This window comes from Rhodococcus sp. NPDC056743 (assembly GCF_042790355.1).
GTDB lineage: Bacteria > Actinomycetota > Actinomycetes > Mycobacteriales > Mycobacteriaceae > Rhodococcus_F.
Genome location: NZ_JBHTZI010000014.1, coordinates 46,399 through 61,497 on the forward strand (window position 1 = coordinate 46,399; position 15,099 = coordinate 61,497).

Annotated in this window: 18 protein-coding genes; 11 read left to right on the forward strand and 7 right to left on the reverse strand. The window is 61.5% G+C overall.

Annotated features, from left to right (window positions below):
* The first annotated feature begins 301 nt into the window (after positions 1-301).
* On the forward strand, positions 302-973 hold the full coding sequence (locus ACFRFQ_RS28070) for an NAD(P)H-binding protein (protein WP_378664892.1): 672 nt from the start codon (positions 302-304) through the stop codon (positions 971-973).
* Here ACFRFQ_RS28070 and ACFRFQ_RS28075 read toward each other — a convergent pair.
* Together ACFRFQ_RS28075 and ACFRFQ_RS28080 are read right to left on the reverse strand one after the other, a co-directional pair.
* Entirely contained in the window at positions 951-1,721 is a 771-nt protein-coding gene (locus tag ACFRFQ_RS28075; RefSeq protein WP_378664893.1) for an ABC transporter permease, read from the reverse strand. The two genes, ACFRFQ_RS28070 and ACFRFQ_RS28075, sit on opposite strands and share 23 nt — an antisense overlap.
* A 35-nt stretch (positions 1,722-1,756) precedes the next feature.
* A complete protein-coding gene (locus ACFRFQ_RS28080; RefSeq protein WP_378664994.1) occupies positions 1,757-2,194 on the reverse strand; it encodes a GtrA family protein in 438 nt (145 codons plus the stop codon).
* A 142-nt stretch (positions 2,195-2,336) separates the two neighbouring features.
* On the opposite strand from ACFRFQ_RS28080, the gene ACFRFQ_RS28085 reads away from it, so the two are divergent.
* A complete protein-coding gene (locus tag ACFRFQ_RS28085; protein WP_378664894.1) occupies positions 2,337-3,041 on the forward strand; it encodes a TetR/AcrR family transcriptional regulator in 705 nt (234 codons plus the stop codon).
* Between the two features lie 50 nt (positions 3,042-3,091).
* Here ACFRFQ_RS28085 and ACFRFQ_RS28090 read toward each other — a convergent pair whose 3' ends face one another.
* Positions 3,092-4,591, reverse strand: a complete 1,500-nt coding sequence (locus ACFRFQ_RS28090) for an MFS transporter (RefSeq protein WP_378664895.1) — start codon at positions 4,589-4,591, stop codon at positions 3,092-3,094.
* A 100-nt stretch (positions 4,592-4,691) separates the two neighbouring features.
* On the opposite strand from ACFRFQ_RS28090, the gene ACFRFQ_RS28095 reads away from it, so the two are divergent.
* Positions 4,692-5,351, forward strand: coding sequence for a TetR/AcrR family transcriptional regulator (locus ACFRFQ_RS28095; RefSeq protein ID WP_260684333.1), 660 nt, complete (start codon positions 4,692-4,694; stop codon positions 5,349-5,351).
* Positions 5,352-5,360: 9 nt separating this feature from the next.
* Here the strand turns inward: ACFRFQ_RS28095 and ACFRFQ_RS28100 are convergent, their stop codons facing one another.
* Positions 5,361-5,564 carry a PspC domain-containing protein gene (locus ACFRFQ_RS28100; protein WP_378664896.1) on the reverse strand — a complete coding sequence of 68 codons (204 nt, stop codon included), beginning with the start codon at positions 5,562-5,564 and terminating at the stop codon, positions 5,361-5,363.
* A 203-nt stretch (positions 5,565-5,767) separates the two neighbouring features.
* Between ACFRFQ_RS28100 and ACFRFQ_RS28105 the strand changes: the two genes are divergently transcribed.
* A complete protein-coding gene (locus tag ACFRFQ_RS28105; RefSeq protein ID WP_378664897.1) occupies positions 5,768-6,619 on the forward strand; it encodes an alpha/beta fold hydrolase in 852 nt (283 codons plus the stop codon).
* A 21-nt stretch (positions 6,620-6,640) separates the two neighbouring features.
* Here the strand turns inward: ACFRFQ_RS28105 and ACFRFQ_RS28110 are convergent, their stop codons facing one another.
* On the reverse strand, positions 6,641-7,393 hold the full coding sequence (locus ACFRFQ_RS28110; RefSeq protein ID WP_378664995.1) for an IclR family transcriptional regulator: 753 nt from the start codon (positions 7,391-7,393) through the stop codon (positions 6,641-6,643).
* A 196-nt stretch (positions 7,394-7,589) separates the two neighbouring features.
* Here ACFRFQ_RS28110 and ACFRFQ_RS28115 point away from each other — a divergent pair, with 196 nt between their 5' ends.
* Genes ACFRFQ_RS28115 through ACFRFQ_RS28125 form a run of 3 tightly spaced genes read left to right on the forward strand, consistent with a single transcriptional unit; the run spans position 7,590 to position 10,209 of the window.
* Entirely contained in the window at positions 7,590-8,357 is a 768-nt protein-coding gene (locus ACFRFQ_RS28115; protein WP_378664898.1) for a CoA transferase subunit A, read from the forward strand.
* Positions 8,354-9,016, forward strand: a complete 663-nt coding sequence (locus ACFRFQ_RS28120; RefSeq protein ID WP_378664899.1) for a 3-oxoacid CoA-transferase subunit B — start codon at positions 8,354-8,356, stop codon at positions 9,014-9,016. The genes ACFRFQ_RS28115 and ACFRFQ_RS28120 overlap by 4 nt, the downstream gene beginning before the upstream one ends.
* The gene (locus ACFRFQ_RS28125) at positions 9,013-10,209 is read left to right on the forward strand and encodes an acetyl-CoA C-acetyltransferase (protein WP_378664900.1); all 1,197 of its coding nucleotides are present in this window, start codon (positions 9,013-9,015) and stop codon (positions 10,207-10,209) included. Before ACFRFQ_RS28120 ends, ACFRFQ_RS28125 begins: the two co-directional genes overlap by 4 nt.
* A 7-nt stretch (positions 10,210-10,216) precedes the next feature.
* Here the strand turns inward: ACFRFQ_RS28125 and ACFRFQ_RS28130 are convergent, their stop codons facing one another.
* Together ACFRFQ_RS28130 and ACFRFQ_RS28135 are read right to left on the reverse strand one after the other, a co-directional pair.
* Positions 10,217-10,945, reverse strand: coding sequence for an esterase/lipase family protein (locus ACFRFQ_RS28130; protein ID WP_378664996.1), 729 nt, complete (start codon positions 10,943-10,945; stop codon positions 10,217-10,219).
* Positions 10,946-11,268: 323 nt separating this feature from the next.
* Complete coding sequence (locus ACFRFQ_RS28135) at positions 11,269-11,622, reverse strand: winged helix-turn-helix transcriptional regulator (protein WP_378664901.1); 354 nt, start codon at positions 11,620-11,622, stop codon at positions 11,269-11,271.
* Positions 11,623-11,727: 105 nt separating this feature from the next.
* Between ACFRFQ_RS28135 and ACFRFQ_RS28140 the strand changes: the two genes are divergently transcribed.
* The 4 genes from ACFRFQ_RS28140 (at position 11,728) to ACFRFQ_RS28155 (ending at position 15,063) form a co-directional block, all read left to right on the forward strand.
* Positions 11,728-12,348 (forward strand): malonic semialdehyde reductase, encoded by a 621-nt coding sequence (locus tag ACFRFQ_RS28140; RefSeq protein ID WP_378664902.1) that lies wholly within the window; start codon positions 11,728-11,730, stop codon positions 12,346-12,348.
* A 153-nt stretch (positions 12,349-12,501) separates the two neighbouring features.
* On the forward strand, positions 12,502-12,957 hold the full coding sequence (locus ACFRFQ_RS28145; protein ID WP_378664903.1) for a DoxX family protein: 456 nt from the start codon (positions 12,502-12,504) through the stop codon (positions 12,955-12,957).
* A 265-nt stretch (positions 12,958-13,222) separates the two neighbouring features.
* Positions 13,223-13,870: an ABC transporter permease gene (locus ACFRFQ_RS28150; RefSeq protein WP_138870359.1), complete on the forward strand. Its 648-nt coding sequence runs from the start codon at positions 13,223-13,225 to the stop codon at positions 13,868-13,870.
* Positions 13,867-15,063, forward strand: coding sequence for an ATP-binding cassette domain-containing protein (locus ACFRFQ_RS28155; RefSeq protein WP_378664904.1), 1,197 nt, complete (start codon positions 13,867-13,869; stop codon positions 15,061-15,063). The genes ACFRFQ_RS28150 and ACFRFQ_RS28155 overlap by 4 nt, the downstream gene beginning before the upstream one ends.
* Positions 15,064-15,099 lie beyond the last annotated feature (36 nt).

The window sequence follows — 15,099 nt, forward strand, 5'->3', positions numbered from 1 at the left end:
CACGGAACCTCCGACAACGGCGCACAGGGCGCCGAAAACGGCGATGGTCGACGCCTCTATCCATCGACCGGCGGACTCCGACCCGAGCACGTGTAGCTCGTCCCCCACTTCGTCCATGCACCCATCCTCTCCCTACCGTCCAGACGGTTTGTAGGGACTTTGGTCGCAATTTAGATAAAAGAGACCAATCGTTGCAGGTCAAGCGTTCAGATGACGCTCCGGACGACTCCGAGCCGAGGCCCTTCCGTAATGTGTGCGCTGAATTCGACACGCAGAATTCGACAAACGGGGGGCAACACAGATGAAGGTCGTACTTTTCGGAGCCACCGGAATGGTGGGCAACAGCGTTCTGCGCGAATGCCTGACGGATTCGCGAATCGACACGGTGGTGACCGTCGGCCGCAATGCGATCGCTATCGGCGACGCAAAAATAGTCGACATCGTTCATCGCGATCTGCTTGATCTCGCGAGCATCGAGGGAGACCTCGCCGACGCCGACGCCTGCTTCTTCTGCCTCGGGGTCTCGTCTGCAGGGATGAACGAAGCCGACTACACCCGCATCACCCGTGACATCACGCTCGCTGCTGCGACGACGCTAGCGCGGCTGAATTCGCAGATGGTGTTCGTGTACGTGTCCGGCGAGAGCGCCGACTCCACCGAGACCAGCAAAACGATGTGGAAACGAGTACGGGGCGCAACCGAGAATGCGTTGCTCGCGCTGCCGCTCACTGTCTACATCCTTCGACCCGCTTTCATCCGTCCCCGCCCCGGATCACCCTCGAAGACCTGGTGGTACAAGGCGTTCTACCAAGTGTCATCGGGGCTGTACCCGCTACTGCGCATTGTTCTGCCAGGAAGCGTGACAACAAGCGAAAACATCGGAACGGCCATGATCACGCTCGCCTCGAACGCCCCCGACTTTCCCGATCGTGTCCTACGTAGTAACAAGATCAACGAACTCGCCCAGCTCTGACGGCCTTGCCTCGAACGACAAAACCGCGGGCAACCAACTCGATGGCAACTGCTACCGAGCAGGTTTGTGCCAACAGCAGCCCAGCCAACACAAGAATCTGCACGGCGCCTGCCTGCATAGCGGATCCTGTCGCAAGCAGAACACCGACAAACGCTCCGGGCAGAGTCACAAGGCCGACGGTCCGCGTCTGGTCGACTCCAGGCAGCAAGGCGTCGGCGGCCGCGGTTCGCGCCACCTCCCACCGGGCGTCGCGCTGCGAAAGACCGAGGCTGAGGGCAGCTTCGACCTCGCCGTAGCGAGAGTCGATTGCATCGAGTCCACGTTTGGCGGCCATCGACGTCGCCGTCATAGCGCCGCCCATCACGATCCCGCCTATCGGCACGAGCGCAACCCCCTCCAAGGGAACCACTCCTGAAATGAGCATGAGCGGGAGCACAACGGCGATACCCGCGAGCAGAGCGACACTCAACCAGACACCGGAACGACCGGACCTGGATCTACGCGCCGCCGTGAACGACGCTGCCGCAAACATCCCGATCAGCACAAGTACCGCCGACCACACGTGAGCCAGAGCAGCAGCCAGTATCAAGGAAATCGCGGCCAATTGGATAGCACCACGCACCAGTGCACCCGGAACTACGCGAACGCTGCCGATGCGAGTGAAGCGATAGACGAGCGCCGCCAGTACCGCCATCACCAGGCAGAGCAGTCCCAGCCGGATGCCTGAGTCGGCTATCGAAATGCTCATGCATCACAGTGTTCCGCACACTGCGCCTGCTTCGGTCAGAACACCCATCCACGGAGGGCGACAAAGCGCAGACCTCCGACGAGTGCGCTGACTCCGATCACGAGCCCGGCTTGAACAACACCGGTTGCGCCAGGAAACAGGAATCCCAATGCACTGATGGCAGCCGAACTGGCGAGCAGTCCGACCAGTGCCAGTCCACCGCCTTCCCACTGCGCGGTGAACCAATTGACGCGATCGGCCGCGTGGAAGGTGAGCCGTCGATGAAGTTCGTTGGCAAGAATCGTGCTGAGTACCGCGCCCACGGCGTTGGCGACCAGAACTCCGTCGCCATGTAGAGCCAGGAACGCGGCGAAGTAGAGGATGTTGCTGATTCCGCCGACAAGAGCGAAACGAATGAGCTGGATGAACGCACCGTCACCGGAGAGAGCCCGCAGTGCACGGCCCGAGAAGCCGATCTTCCGCGTACCCATCATCGAGGTCGTTTTACTCCCGACCCAGATGTCAGACGTGCTCATAGAAGGCTTCTCTCGTGAAGTTAATCGGAACCATTCGTTCCGCTTAGCAATATAGCACTAGCGGAATGTCGCGTTCCGCTTAGTGTCGTAGACTGTGAGGATGCCGACAACACGCCCCGATCCACGTGTGGGACCGTCGGACAGCTGCACACAGCCCCGGCTGCGCGCCGACGCCCAAGCCAACCTCGAACGCATCCTCTGCTCCGCACGGGAAGTTTTCGGCGCCCACGGCCTCGATGCCACTCTCGCCGACGTCGCACGCCACGCCGGCGTCGGAGTCGGCACCGTCTACCGACGGTTCGCCAGCAAGGACGAGCTGATCCAAGCTCTGTTCGATTCCCGCTGCGCAGAGATCGAATCCCTTGCAGCAACGTCACTTGAAATACCTGACGCGTGGGAAGGGCTCGTCCACTACCTGGAGGCCATTTCACTTCGCATGGCGGACAGCCGCGGATTCGGAGATCTGCTCATGGACGCCCGATTCACCTCCGATGCGTTCACCCGCGCCCGATCCAGCATCACGCGCAGCACCGCCGCTCTCGTCGACCACGCCAAGCAAGAAGGCACCTTGCGCAGCGACTTCGAAATCAGCGACATCCCCTTGCTGATGCACACCATCAAGCTGTCCCAGAATCTCACCGGCGACGACGCCCCGGAGGCCTACCGCCGCGTGCTCGGCTTCATCATCGACGGACTTCGCGCGTCACGAACTACCCACCGCGAACTCCCCGTTCCGGCTCTCACTACCGAACAACTCGACCGCGTCATGCATCGCTACGGAACCAGCCCGGACGGCCCCTGCTGAGTCGAGAAGATCGGGGCCGCCGCCTACCGGCGGCGACCCCGACACTTTCGTCAGTGCACCAGAACGGGTTGGTTCTCGGGCGCTGCCGGGAGCAGTCCACTGCGGACAACCAGCCCTGTCAGCACGGCTCCGACGGCAAAAATCGCTGCGGCCCAGTAGAACGTCGTGGTGTAGCTTTCGACCGCCGCCTGCGCTTGGGTGAGCGGGTTCAATTCACGACCCACGAGGTAGTTGGTCGATGCCGACGCCGCAATAGTGCTGAGTAGTGCGGTTCCGATGGAACCACCCACCTGCTGCATCGTGTTGACCGTGGCTGACGCGACGCCGGCGTCTTCGTAGCGCACACCCGAGGTTGCACCCTGCATCGACGGCGCGAAGATGCTGCCCATACCGAGACCGGTGACAACGAGCCCCGGCAGGATGTGAACGGCGTACGTGCTGTCCACGGATATCTGCGCCAGAATGATCATTCCGATTGCGGCGATGACCATTCCACTGGTGATCAGGATGCGAGGCCCGAATCTGGGCAGAAGAACTGCCGTCGAGAGTGTTGCCGCAGTGACGATTCCGAACACCATGGGCATGAAGGCCAGCCCGGTCACGATCGGTGTGTATCCGAGGATCAACTGCATGTAGTAGGTCAGGAACAGGAATACCGCGAACATGCCTGCACCGGAAAGGAAGATCGCCAGATACGAGCCTGCCCGGATCCGATCGGTAACCACTCGCAGTGGGAGTAGCGGATGGTCGGACTTGGTCTGCCAGTATATGAATGCGGCCATGAAGACGACGCCCGCGGTCAGCCACGCGATGGTGGAACCGGCACCCCAACCGTTCGATTCGGCCTTCGAGAACCCGAAGACGATACCGAAGAGGCTGATCGACACCAGCACTGTTCCCGGAATGTCGAGCTTGGGCCTCGCGCCGGTAGTGACGTGTGGTGCAAGCAGAAGCACCGCTCCGACCAACGCGATTGCCGCGAAGAACAGGTTCACGTAGAGGCACCAGCGCCAGTCCACCCACTCGGTGAGCGCGCCGCCGAGGAGCAATCCGATAGCGCCGCCGCCGCCGGCCACTGCACCGAAGATGCCGAAGGCCTTGGCCCGTTCAGCCGGATCAGTGAAGGTCACCGACAGCAGTGACAGGGCCGCGGGAGCAAGTAGTGCACCGAAGACGCCCTGGCCTGCGCGCGCGGCGACAAGCATTTCGAAATTGACCGCCGCGCCACCGATTGCGGAGGTAACCGCAAATCCGATCAGCCCGACGATAAAGGTGCGCCGGCGTCCGAACAGGTCACTCAGACGGCCCCCGAGCAGCAGCAAGCTACCGAAAGCCAACGCGTATGCCGTGATGATCCACTGACGATCGGAATCACCGAACTCCAATGAACGCTGCGCTGCAGGCAGCGCGATATTGACGATGGTGGCGTCCAAAACCACCATGAGCTGCGCAATTCCCAGAACCGCGAGGATCAGCCACCGTTTTGCGTGGTTGCCCCCTGGAGGCGCCGGGGACTTGTCGATTTCAGTCCACTCAGCAGTTTCTGACATGTTCCCTCGCCCGAGCTATGCGGAGATGGCTTCTCCGGTTAGCAAAAACGCTACACCAAAATGGAGATGCTGTCTCCACTTGGCGAGTAAAGTAAACGTTATGAGCACTGCAATGGGGCGCCCTCTTCGCGCCGACGCCGCCCGCAACCGGCGATTGATCATCGACGCCGCGCGCGAGCTCTACGCGGAAGAAGGCATCGATGTCACACTCGACGACGTCGCTCGCCGCGCCGGTGTCGGCGTCGGCACGGTGTACCGGCGGTTCGCAAACAAAGAAGAGTTGATCGACGGAGTCTTCCAGCAGAACTTTGCCGACATGGCGGCTGCTTCCGAGGCGTCGCTCGCCAATCCGGATCCCTGGGACGCCTTGGTGACATTTGCCGAATTCGCCTGCAGCCGTATGTCCGTCAATCGTGGACTCAAAGATGTCCTCAACGGAACGGACGATGGGTGCGAGCAGATCGCGAGTCAGCGATCCATCGTCGAACCTGCCGTCGAAGAGATCTTTCGGCGAGCACAGGACGCCGGGATGCTCCGCGCCGATGCAGTGGCCACCGATTTCTTCGGACTCATCTTCATGGTGGGGGCGCTCACCGAATTCGTCCAACCGGTCAACCCGACGGTGTGGCGCCGATACCTGTCGGTGATGCTCGACGGACTCCGCGCCGAGGGCAAGCACCGAGACCCCTTACCTTTGCCCCCCTTGTCGCCGGACGAGTTGCACGAGGCAAAACAACTACTCAAGTCCCGCAAACGCTGAACAGCGGGCTCAAATCTCCTCGCGCGGAATGAAAATCCACATCACGAGGTAGATCAGGAATTGCGGTCCGGGCAGCAGACACGACAGCACGAACAGCAACCGAACTGTCGACGCCTTCCACCCGAAGTAGCGTGCGATTCCGGCGCACACACCGCCGAACATTGCGCCGGACCGCGCGCGAGTGAGCTTGCGGGTCTTCATCGGTGACGTCATGGACAGACCTTTCCTTGCAGTGCTGCGGCGACTTTCCGCGTCAGCTTCAACTATCCACCGAGTCGGGGCGTCGCACATCAGGGCTTGGACCCATCTTTCCGGCCGCGGTTCATCCCCAGGTATCAGTGCCACCCCGAATGACATCAGGGTTACCACTTACGAATACCCACACCCACAACTGAAACGTGTTCTAGTATTGCGCCATGGACGCGAGCTACGAGGAGACCAAGAGAGAAATCGCCACTTCCAAGGGAGTGCTGCGCTATCACGAGGCGGGCCACGGTGAACCTCTGATTCTGTTGCACGGCTCCGGAATCGGAGTCAGCGGATGGCGAAACTACCGCGGTAATCTCGGCACCTTCGCAGAACACTTCCATTGCTACGTACTGGAATTCCCCGGCTTCGGTATCAGCGATCCCGTCGACGGACATCCCGTGGTCACCGCCAGTTCCGCAGTCATTCGATTCATGGATGCGCTGGGCATCGAATCTGCTGCGATGATCGGCAACTCGATGGGCGGTGTCGTCGGGTCCAATGTGGCAATGCGGCATCCCGATCGAGTGAAGAAACTGGTCACGATCGGCGGAGTCGGTCCGAACATTTTCAGCCAGAACCCGAGTGAGGGCACTCGGCTACTTCAGGATTTCGCCGACGGCCCCACTCGTGAGAAATTGATTCGCTGGCTTCGATGCATGGTGTACGACCCCAGCCTCATCACCGAGGAACGTATCGAGGAACGCTGGGAAAGCGCCAAGGATCCAGAATCCCACAAGAGCCTTGCAGCGATGTACGGGTCCACAACCTTTGCAGCGCAACAGAAGATGATGATCGATTCGAACCTGCCACCGTACTGGTCCATGATGCACAACGTGCAATGCCCCACACTGCTGACCTGGGGTCTCGACGACCGTCAGTGCCCGCCGGACATGCCGATGATCCCGATGCGGCTCATACCGAACGCCGAGTTGCATATCTTCCCGAACTGCGGACACTGGGTCATGGTCGAAGCGAAGGAAGCATTCGAACGAGTCACGATCGAGTTCCTGCTCCGGTAGGCAGGCCGCGATCTGCGAAATCTACGGCACGGTATGGGTTTTGAGCCGGGTTGTGAGAATATGCGCCTGCTCGAGCAAGAGTTTTCCCAATTCGGGGATCCGGTCCGGGCGGAACCGGGTCTCGACACCCGTCAAGCTCAAAGCCCACGCCGGCCGTTCCCGCCGATCGAAGACAGCGGCGCCGATTCCCCAACTCCCCTCGACGAGGAGGGCGGGATTGACCGCATAGCCGACGGCGCGGGTCAGGCTGATTCGACGGCGAATGGGCTCCTCACCGTGGTCCACTCCCCACTCCGATGTGAGGTCTTTGCGCGCCAGGTAACTGTCGACCTCGTCGGCCGGTGAGTGACTCAGGATCGCCAGACCGGCCGATGCGACGCCCAGTGGAAATCTCTTTCCTTCATGGAGCACGTGAGATCTCAGAGGAAAGCTCCCCTCCTGCCGCAGGACACATACAGTCTCGTCGCCGCGGCGGGCGGACAAGAAAGCACTCTCTCCGGTGAGACGGGCCAGGTCTTCGAGAACGTCACGCGCATATTCGGTGATGTCGTATCGACTTCCCGCGGCAGTTCCCAGCAGATACAACTCCGGTCCCAGCGACCAACGCCCGCTCTTGGCGTCGCGGTCCACCAGGCCTTCCTCCGCCAACGACGTCAGCAATCGGTGCGCTGTCGGGCGAGCGAGGTCGGCCGTCCGGCTCAGTTCGGTAGTCGACGCGCCGCCCGGTTCCGATGCAGCCACCGCGCGCAAGACCGCTGCCACCCGAGCCACCATGTGCGGCGCTTGCTCCCTCGATTCCACATCGCCATCATAGCGTTCACTGAGTGAACGTATTTGAAGGGATTGCTCGCCCACCGACCAATTTCCATCATCAGTCCCATCAACATTGATTGCTGGAACTGCACATAGTTGAATTCACCCATAGCAAAGCAATGCGTTCATCAGATGAACGCAAGATGGGGAGATGACGATGGCAACAAAGGTGTACGAGTCCGCGACCGACGCTGTCGCCGACATCACCGACGCCGCAACCCTGGCTGTCGGAGGATTCGGACTGTGTGGAATCCCTGACGCCTTGATCGAAGCGATCGCCGCAACCAGCGCACGAGACCTCGAAGTGTTCTCCAACAACTGCGGTGTGGACGATCACGGACTCGGAATCCTGCTGGCTGCCGGTCGAATTCGGCGTGTGACGGCGTCGTACGTCGGCGAGAACAAGGAATTCGCGCGTCAGTACCTAGCTGGTGAACTCGAAGTGGAACTGACGCCGCAAGGAACACTGGCGGAACGTCTGCGCGCCGGCGGAACCGGAATCCCGGCGTTCTTCACGCCGGCGGGCGTCGGTAGCCCCATCTCCGACGGCGGCATGCCCTGGCGCTACAACACCGACGGGTCGATCGCAATTGCGTCCCCGCCCAAGGAAACTCGCACCTTCGGCACCAAGCGATACGTGATGGAAGAAGCAATCACAGCCGATTACGCGCTCGTTCACGCGGTCATGGGCGATACCGAAGGGAACCTCGTCTTCGACAAGACGGCGATGAACTTCAACCCCCTCGCCGCGATGGCGGGGCGAATCACCATCGCCCAGGTGGAACAGCTCGTCGAGCCCGGCGAGATCGACCCGGCCTCGGTTCATCTGCCCGGGGTTTTCGTCCAACGTGTTGTCCACACCGGACCCCAGAACAAGCGAATCGAAAAGCGAACCGTCAGCGCCTCGGAAGGAACCACACGATGACCGCACCAGTGACAGTGACGGGTTGGACGCGTCAGCAGATGGCAGCACGGGCGGCCGCAGAGATGATCGACGGCGAGTACGTCAATCTCGGAATCGGTCTTCCCACACTGATTCCCGGATACCTGGGCTCGGACGTTCGGGTAGTCCTGCACTCGGAGAACGGGATCCTGGGCACCGGCCCGTACCCCACCGAGGACAAGGTCGACCCAGACCTCATCAACGCGGGCAAGGAAACCGTCACCGTCAATCCCGGTGCGGCATACTTCGATTCCGCTCTCTCCTTCGGCATGATCCGCGGCGGCCACATCGACACAGCAGTTCTCGGTGGCATGCAGGTCTCGAAGACCGGCGACCTCGCCAACTGGATGGTCCCCGGCAAAATGGTCAAGGGCATGGGCGGCGCGATGGACCTCGTCCACGGTGCCCGCCGTGTCATCGTCGTCATGGAACACACCGACCGCGACGGCAATCCCAAGATCGTCGACACATGCACCCTGCCGCTGACCGGCCAGGGCGTCGTAGATCGGATCATCACGAACCTCGCGGTCATCGACGTCACCGACGGCGGCACACTCACCCTGCGTGAACTGGCCCCCGGCGTCAACGTCGACGATGTTGTCCGCTCAACCGGCACCGAATTGAAAGTAGACCTGTCATGACCAGTTCTGTGATTGTTGCCGGAGCCCGGACCCCGATGGGTCGATTGATGGGTTCCTTGAAGGATCTGTCCGGGTCCGATCTTGGTGGCATCGCCATCAAAGGCGCCCTGGCTAAGGCCGGTGTCGCACCCGAGCAGGTCGAGTACGTGGTCATGGGCCAGGTTTTGACCGCCGGCGCCGGGCAGATGCCGGCCCGCCAAGCCGCCGTCGCCGCGGGCATCCCGATGAACGTGCCCGCCCTGAGCATCAACAAGGTCTGCCTCTCCGGTGTCGACGCCATCGCCCTGGCCGATCAGATGATCCGCGCCGGCGAATTCGACATCGTCGTCGCCGGCGGGCAGGAATCGATGTCCCGCGCACCGCACATGCTCGAAAAAAGCCGCGAAGGCTTCAAATACGGCGACGTCACGATGCGCGACCACATGGCCTACGACGGCCTGCACGACATCTTCACCGACCAGGCGATGGGACTGCTCACCGAACAGGTCAACCAACAGGAGACCACCCACATCACCCGCGCCGAGCAGGACGCGTTCGCCGCCGCCTCACACCAGAACGCGGCCCGCGCCTGGAAGGACGGCCTCTTCGACAACGAAGTCGTCCCCGTCTCCATCCCGCAACGCAAAGGCGACCCGATCGTCTTCGCCCAGGACGAAGGGATCCGCGCCGACACCACCGCCGAATCCCTCGGCAAGCTGCGTCCCGCGTTCAGCAAGGACGGCACCATCACCGCCGGATCGGCATCGCCGATCTCCGACGGCGCCGCCGCCGTCGTCGTGATGAGCAAGACCAAGGCCGAAGAACTCGGCCTTGCCTGGATCGCTGAAATCGGTGCGCACGGCGTGGTCGCCGGACCCGATTCCACCCTGCAATCCCAGCCCGCGCGAGCCATCGCGAAGGCCTGCGCGAAGGAAGGCATCGACCCCATCGACCTCGACCTCGTCGAGATCAACGAAGCCTTCGCCGCCGTCGGGATCGCCTCCACCCGCGAACTGGGCCTCGATCCGGCGAAGGTCAACGTCAACGGCGGCGCCATCGCCGTCGGGCACCCCCTCGGAATGTCCGGCGCCCGCATCGCCCTGCACCTGGCACTGGAGCTGCAGCGCCGCGGCGGCGGCATCGGCGCGGCCGCACTGTGCGGCGGCGGCGGGCAGGGCGACGCCCTGATCATCCGCGTCCCCAAGGCTCAGTAGGCGCGGCTCAGCGCGGATACAGCCGCCGCAGATGTCTGGGAACGACAAACGGTTCCCAGGTATCTGCGGCCTGCGCAAGTCGATCAGCGACAGCCCACAGCGCCGACGGATTGTGTGTCAGACCCATGTGACTGCCATGCACCGCAACACTTTCCGAACGATCCGAGGGAAAGTCTCGGCACACCTGCCAGGGAACCACACCGTCTCGCCTGGAGTAGAGCGCCGTTGTCGGAACGGGTAGCGGGTGCCCGAGTTCCCACTCGATACCGTTGACGGGTGGGAGAATCGCATGGTTGCCGGACATGCGCGAATACAGCGCACCGACACGCGTTTGCTGCAGGTTACTCAGCCCGAACGGACTTCCCAGAGTGATCACTTGGCGCACGGCGTGCGGGAGATCCCGCGCAAGTTGGCGGCCATAGATGCCGCCGAGGCTCCACCCGATCACGGACACGGGGTTGTCGTAGCGATCGGCGAGCTCCGCGAGGACCTCGGGCAGACCGTCGACAACCTGGGGCGTCGGCCCGGTATTGATGCCGAGGTTCCAGCCGTGGACTCGGTACCCGAGAAAACGCAGGTAAGCGCGCATTGCCAGAGTCGACGCGTCCGAAGCCAACAGCCCGGGCAGCACCAGAACGGGATGTCCGTCGCCGCGCGGTGAACGCAGCAACCACGGTGCCGCCAATATCAGCGACGCAATGTCCGCGAGCCCACGCGGCGGTTCGGTCAGGCACATCGCCAACGAGGGCCGGCCGGGAAGAAGCGCGGGACAGGTTTCGGGTAATTCCGACCAGCCACGTTCTACTGCTGGAACATCCGCCGCGAGGGACACCGGGACTCCTTGTCGTCCGGTGTCCGGGCGGTTCGCCCTGCCGCTTCCGGCGGGGCGGTTCCGTGGGCTGTTTTCTCAACCCACGGAGCCTTGTCCGTATTCGCCACCGGTAGCGAGCTTGGACCGATACTGCGCACCGATTCACAAACTGCAAATTCGGTGTGATCCAGAACACTATTGCCGGACACGTTGCAACTACGTTGCGTGCTGGAACTTCGGATCGACAATCAGCCAGAGCAGTCGGTGACCGGCAGATTCTCAGCAGCCCACGTGGTCAGTTCACTCAGCGCGGGAAGCAAAGCCTGCCCGGACGCCGTAAGTTCGTATTCCACCGCAACAGGCGGACCTGCGTCGACAGAGCGAATCACCAGGCCGGCACCGGCCAATTCCGTCAGTCGATCAGACAATACGGAGTCACTGATTCCACTGACCGCCCGCTTGAGTTCGGCAAATCCGGCGGGCCCACCGAGCAGCGTCGCAAGAATGACGCCGTTCCAGCGTTTGCCGAGAAAGCCGAACGCACGCGCCAACGCCGCATCGCAGACCCGTGGCTGGTGATCGGTCCCGCTCTCACTCGGCATTCCCCCATCCTAGCCGAGGTGCTAACGTCAACCTAGGCACTATGTTTTTACTAGCAACTCGCAATACCGGACTCCCGGTTGCTACCTCACGGAACGGAACACATCATGTCGCTCGATGCAGCCACCCCCTTTACCTCGCAACAACTTGACGCTGTCGGGCGAGAACTTCTCTTCACCGAGGCTCGCTCGGCCAACTCGTTCTCCACTGAACCAGTCACGGACGCCGAACTGACCGCAATCTGGGAACTCGCGAAGTGGGCACCGACCGCAGCCAACACCAACCCGCTACGCGTGCACTTCGTTCGCACCGAAGAGGGCAAAGCTCGCCTCGTGGAGCACATGGCCGACGGCAACAAGGCCAAGACGGCTTCTGCCCCGGCCGTCGCGGTTCTCGCCGTCGACACCAAGTTCTACGAGCACATTCCGGCACTGTTCCCCATCCGTCCGGAAATGAAGGACTACTTCGAGGCCGACGAAGCCGCCCGTACGTCGACCAGCCAGTTCAATGCCGCACTGCAAGCGGGCTACTTCATTCTGGCCGTCCGTGCGCAGGGTCTGGTTGCCGGTCCGATGGCCGGTTACGACGCCGCCGGAATCGACGGAGAGTTCTTCGCCGACGGCCGGTTCAAGACCGCCCTCGTAGTGAACATCGGACACCCCGGCGAGAACCCGTGGTTCGACCGCCTGCCGCGCCTGTCCAATGAGGATGCACTCAGTTGGGCATGAGTCGGACACTGTCCTGCACATAGCAAAGCCTCGGACATCATTGCCCAGTTACCATTCCGCACAATTTACAGGTAATGCCGTTATGAAAACCTTCGGACAATCGTCCAGTTTTTAGGGTAGGCAAACCAAACCAATGTGTGTAATGCTCCTCGAGTGAAAAACACATCCAACACAGCGGCGCCGTGGGGCATCGCAGCATTCCGCGTCGTTGTCGGCTTCCTGTTTCTCTGCCACGGGCTGTCGACATTGACCGGATGGCCGGTAGCACCTTGGGGCGGCAACACGTCGTCGTTGACGGAATGGCCCGGCGGCTGGGCAGCGACGATCGAATTGGTGGCCGGAGCGTTGATCATCGTCGGACTCGGTACTCGCGCAGCAGCTTTCATCGCCTCGGGTTCGATGGCTGTTGCCTACTTCTGGAAGCACCAGCCAGACGGCCTGCTACCCATCCAGAATGACGGAGACTCGGTAGTCCTGTTCTGCTGGTCCTTGCTGCTACTCGTCTTCATCGGACCGGGCGCGGCAGCACTGGACAACCTCAGACGCAACAAAGCAAGCACAAACGACACCGTCGACGAACCTGTCTCAGTAGGTACTGCCAGCTCGTAATCCGTCCCAGAGCCCCTATCGGCTCGCCTTCACGATTGCCGAACAGCCGGCGTCGCACCGCCTATTATTCGCGGAGCGACGCCGGCTGTTTCGTCTGCCACGAGCAGATGCGACACGCAGCTATCGGAAATATTTGCGGTACTGAACTTTTTGGACGAGTGTCAACGGAAACTCTTCGCGCCGCGAACGATGCTCGTGTATCGGAACTGCGTGACGGGTACTCGATCGAGCGAACAGCAATCCGAAAGAAGGTCGGTTCGGAAAAATGGGCGCACTGTGGGAATTTATCGTCGAACGGCGACAACAGTTGTTGACCGATTCGTATCTCCATGTCTCGGCAGTCATTCAGTCGGTGATCATTGCGACGATCGCCGCGGTTGCCATCGGAATTCTTGTGTACCGCAGCCCTATCGGTTCATCAGTGGCAACTGCGCTGGCGAGCACGATTCTGACGGTTCCGTCGTTTGCTCTTCTCGGACTTCTCATTCCGATTCTCGGCCTGGGTGTCGCACCCACCATCACCGCATTGATTCTCTACGCGCTACTGCCGATCATCAGAAACACCATCATCGGTCTCGACGCGGTCAATCCCGCGATCACCGACGCCGCCCGTGGCGTGGGGATGAATCGTCTACGCGTTCTCAGCCGCATAGAACTGCCTATCGCGTGGCCGTCGATCCTGACCGGCATGCGGGTCAGCACTCAGATGCTGATGGGCATTCTGGCGATCGCCGCCTACGCAAAAGGCCCAGGTCTGGGCAACTTGATCTTCTCCGGACTATCACGCGTCGGCAGCCCCACCGCTGTTCCTCAGGCGCTGACCGGCACGGTACTCATCGTCATTCTGGCTCTGATTCTCGACGGTATCTACGTCGTCATCGGCCGGCTCACTACCTCGAAGGGCCTCCAGTGACTGAAACCATTTCTCACGATGTCACCAGCGATCACACGGTTTCCGGGGTCGAGATCGTCCTGGAATCAGTGACCAAGCGATACCCGGGACAGAAAGCCGCGGCCGTCGACAACGTGTCCCTCACTGTTCCTGCCGGTGAAATTGTTGTTTTTGTCGGCCCGTCGGGTTGCGGCAAAACCACCACGATGCGGATGATCAATCGGCTCATCGAACCCACCTCCGGCAAAATCACCATCGACGGCAAGGACGCTTTGTCGATCGATCCGGACAAGCTACGACGCGGCATCGGCTACTCGATTCAGCAGGCCGGGTTGTTCCCCCACTTCACGATTGCAAAAAACGTAGCAACAGTTCCAGGATTGATCGGGTGGGACAAGAAGCGGATTGCGGCCCGCACGGACGAGATGCTGGATCTGGTTGGACTGGACCCGGATACGTACCGAGACCGCTATCCCCGGCAACTATCCGGTGGTCAGCAGCAACGCGTCGGCGTAGCCAGAGCACTTGCCGCCGATCCCCCGGTCCTGTTGATGGATGAACCCTTCGGAGCCGTCGACCCCATCACTCGCGGTCTTCTGCAGGACGAGTTGATGCGTCTGCAAACGGAACTCGGGAAGACGATCGTATTCGTCACCCACGATTTCAACGAAGCAGTCAAACTCGGTGATCGAATTGCCGTGCTGGGCAACCAATCCACGATCATGCAGTACGACACTCCCGAAGCTATCCTCGCCAACCCCGCCAACGATATGGTCGCGGGCTTTGTCGGCGCCGACGCCTCCCTCAAACAGCTGACGCTCACGCGCGTGCGGCAGATCAAACTCAAGCAATGCCTCACTGCGCGGGAGACCGACTCGGTGGATGAACTGAGAAATTCACTCGCAGCACGCAAGTGGAAGTGGGCGTTGATCCTCGATCAGCGCGGACGCCCGCTGCGGTGGGTATCGCCAACGCATCTGGCTCACGCGTCGTCGCTGCGGGGCATCGGCAACGAGATCGGCGAGGCCGTGTCGATTCAGTCGACCTTGCAAGATGCACTCGAAGCTCTGCTCGCCGAGAGCAATGCGTCGACGGTGGTCACCGGCCGGCGCGGCGAATACGTCGGTCTGATCACCATCGACACACTGGTCAGCCATCTTTCGGAGATGCGTGAGGAGCACGCACACGATCACGACGAGGATGTTCCGGAGTGAGCACGTCAACCGAAGATCTCTCTACGGCATCCGCTA

Excerpts from the sequence above, each read along its gene's own strand:
- ACFRFQ_RS28070 (WP_378664892.1), top strand. The coding sequence starts at position 302 with ATGAAGGTCGTACTTTTCGGAGCCACCGGAATGGTGGGCAACAGCGTT.
- ACFRFQ_RS28075 (WP_378664893.1), bottom strand. The coding sequence starts at position 1,721 with ATGAGCATTTCGATAGCCGACTCAGGCATCCGGCTGGGACTGCTCTGC.
- ACFRFQ_RS28080 (WP_378664994.1), bottom strand. The coding sequence starts at position 2,194 with ATGATGGGTACGCGGAAGATCGGCTTCTCGGGCCGTGCACTGCGGGCT.
- ACFRFQ_RS28085 (WP_378664894.1), top strand. The coding sequence starts at position 2,337 with ATGCCGACAACACGCCCCGATCCACGTGTGGGACCGTCGGACAGCTGC.
- ACFRFQ_RS28090 (WP_378664895.1), bottom strand. The coding sequence starts at position 4,591 with ATGTCAGAAACTGCTGAGTGGACTGAAATCGACAAGTCCCCGGCGCCT.
- ACFRFQ_RS28095 (WP_260684333.1), top strand. The coding sequence starts at position 4,692 with ATGAGCACTGCAATGGGGCGCCCTCTTCGCGCCGACGCCGCCCGCAAC.
- ACFRFQ_RS28100 (WP_378664896.1), bottom strand. The coding sequence starts at position 5,564 with ATGACGTCACCGATGAAGACCCGCAAGCTCACTCGCGCGCGGTCCGGC.
- ACFRFQ_RS28105 (WP_378664897.1), top strand. The coding sequence starts at position 5,768 with ATGGACGCGAGCTACGAGGAGACCAAGAGAGAAATCGCCACTTCCAAG.
- ACFRFQ_RS28110 (WP_378664995.1), bottom strand. The coding sequence starts at position 7,393 with ATGGTGGCTCGGGTGGCAGCGGTCTTGCGCGCGGTGGCTGCATCGGAA.
- ACFRFQ_RS28115 (WP_378664898.1), top strand. The coding sequence starts at position 7,590 with ATGGCAACAAAGGTGTACGAGTCCGCGACCGACGCTGTCGCCGACATC.
- ACFRFQ_RS28120 (WP_378664899.1), top strand. The coding sequence starts at position 8,354 with ATGACCGCACCAGTGACAGTGACGGGTTGGACGCGTCAGCAGATGGCA.
- ACFRFQ_RS28125 (WP_378664900.1), top strand. The coding sequence starts at position 9,013 with ATGACCAGTTCTGTGATTGTTGCCGGAGCCCGGACCCCGATGGGTCGA.
- ACFRFQ_RS28130 (WP_378664996.1), bottom strand. The coding sequence starts at position 10,945 with ATGTGCCTGACCGAACCGCCGCGTGGGCTCGCGGACATTGCGTCGCTG.
- ACFRFQ_RS28135 (WP_378664901.1), bottom strand. The coding sequence starts at position 11,622 with ATGCCGAGTGAGAGCGGGACCGATCACCAGCCACGGGTCTGCGATGCG.
- ACFRFQ_RS28140 (WP_378664902.1), top strand. The coding sequence starts at position 11,728 with ATGTCGCTCGATGCAGCCACCCCCTTTACCTCGCAACAACTTGACGCT.
- ACFRFQ_RS28150 (WP_138870359.1), top strand. The coding sequence starts at position 13,223 with ATGGGCGCACTGTGGGAATTTATCGTCGAACGGCGACAACAGTTGTTG.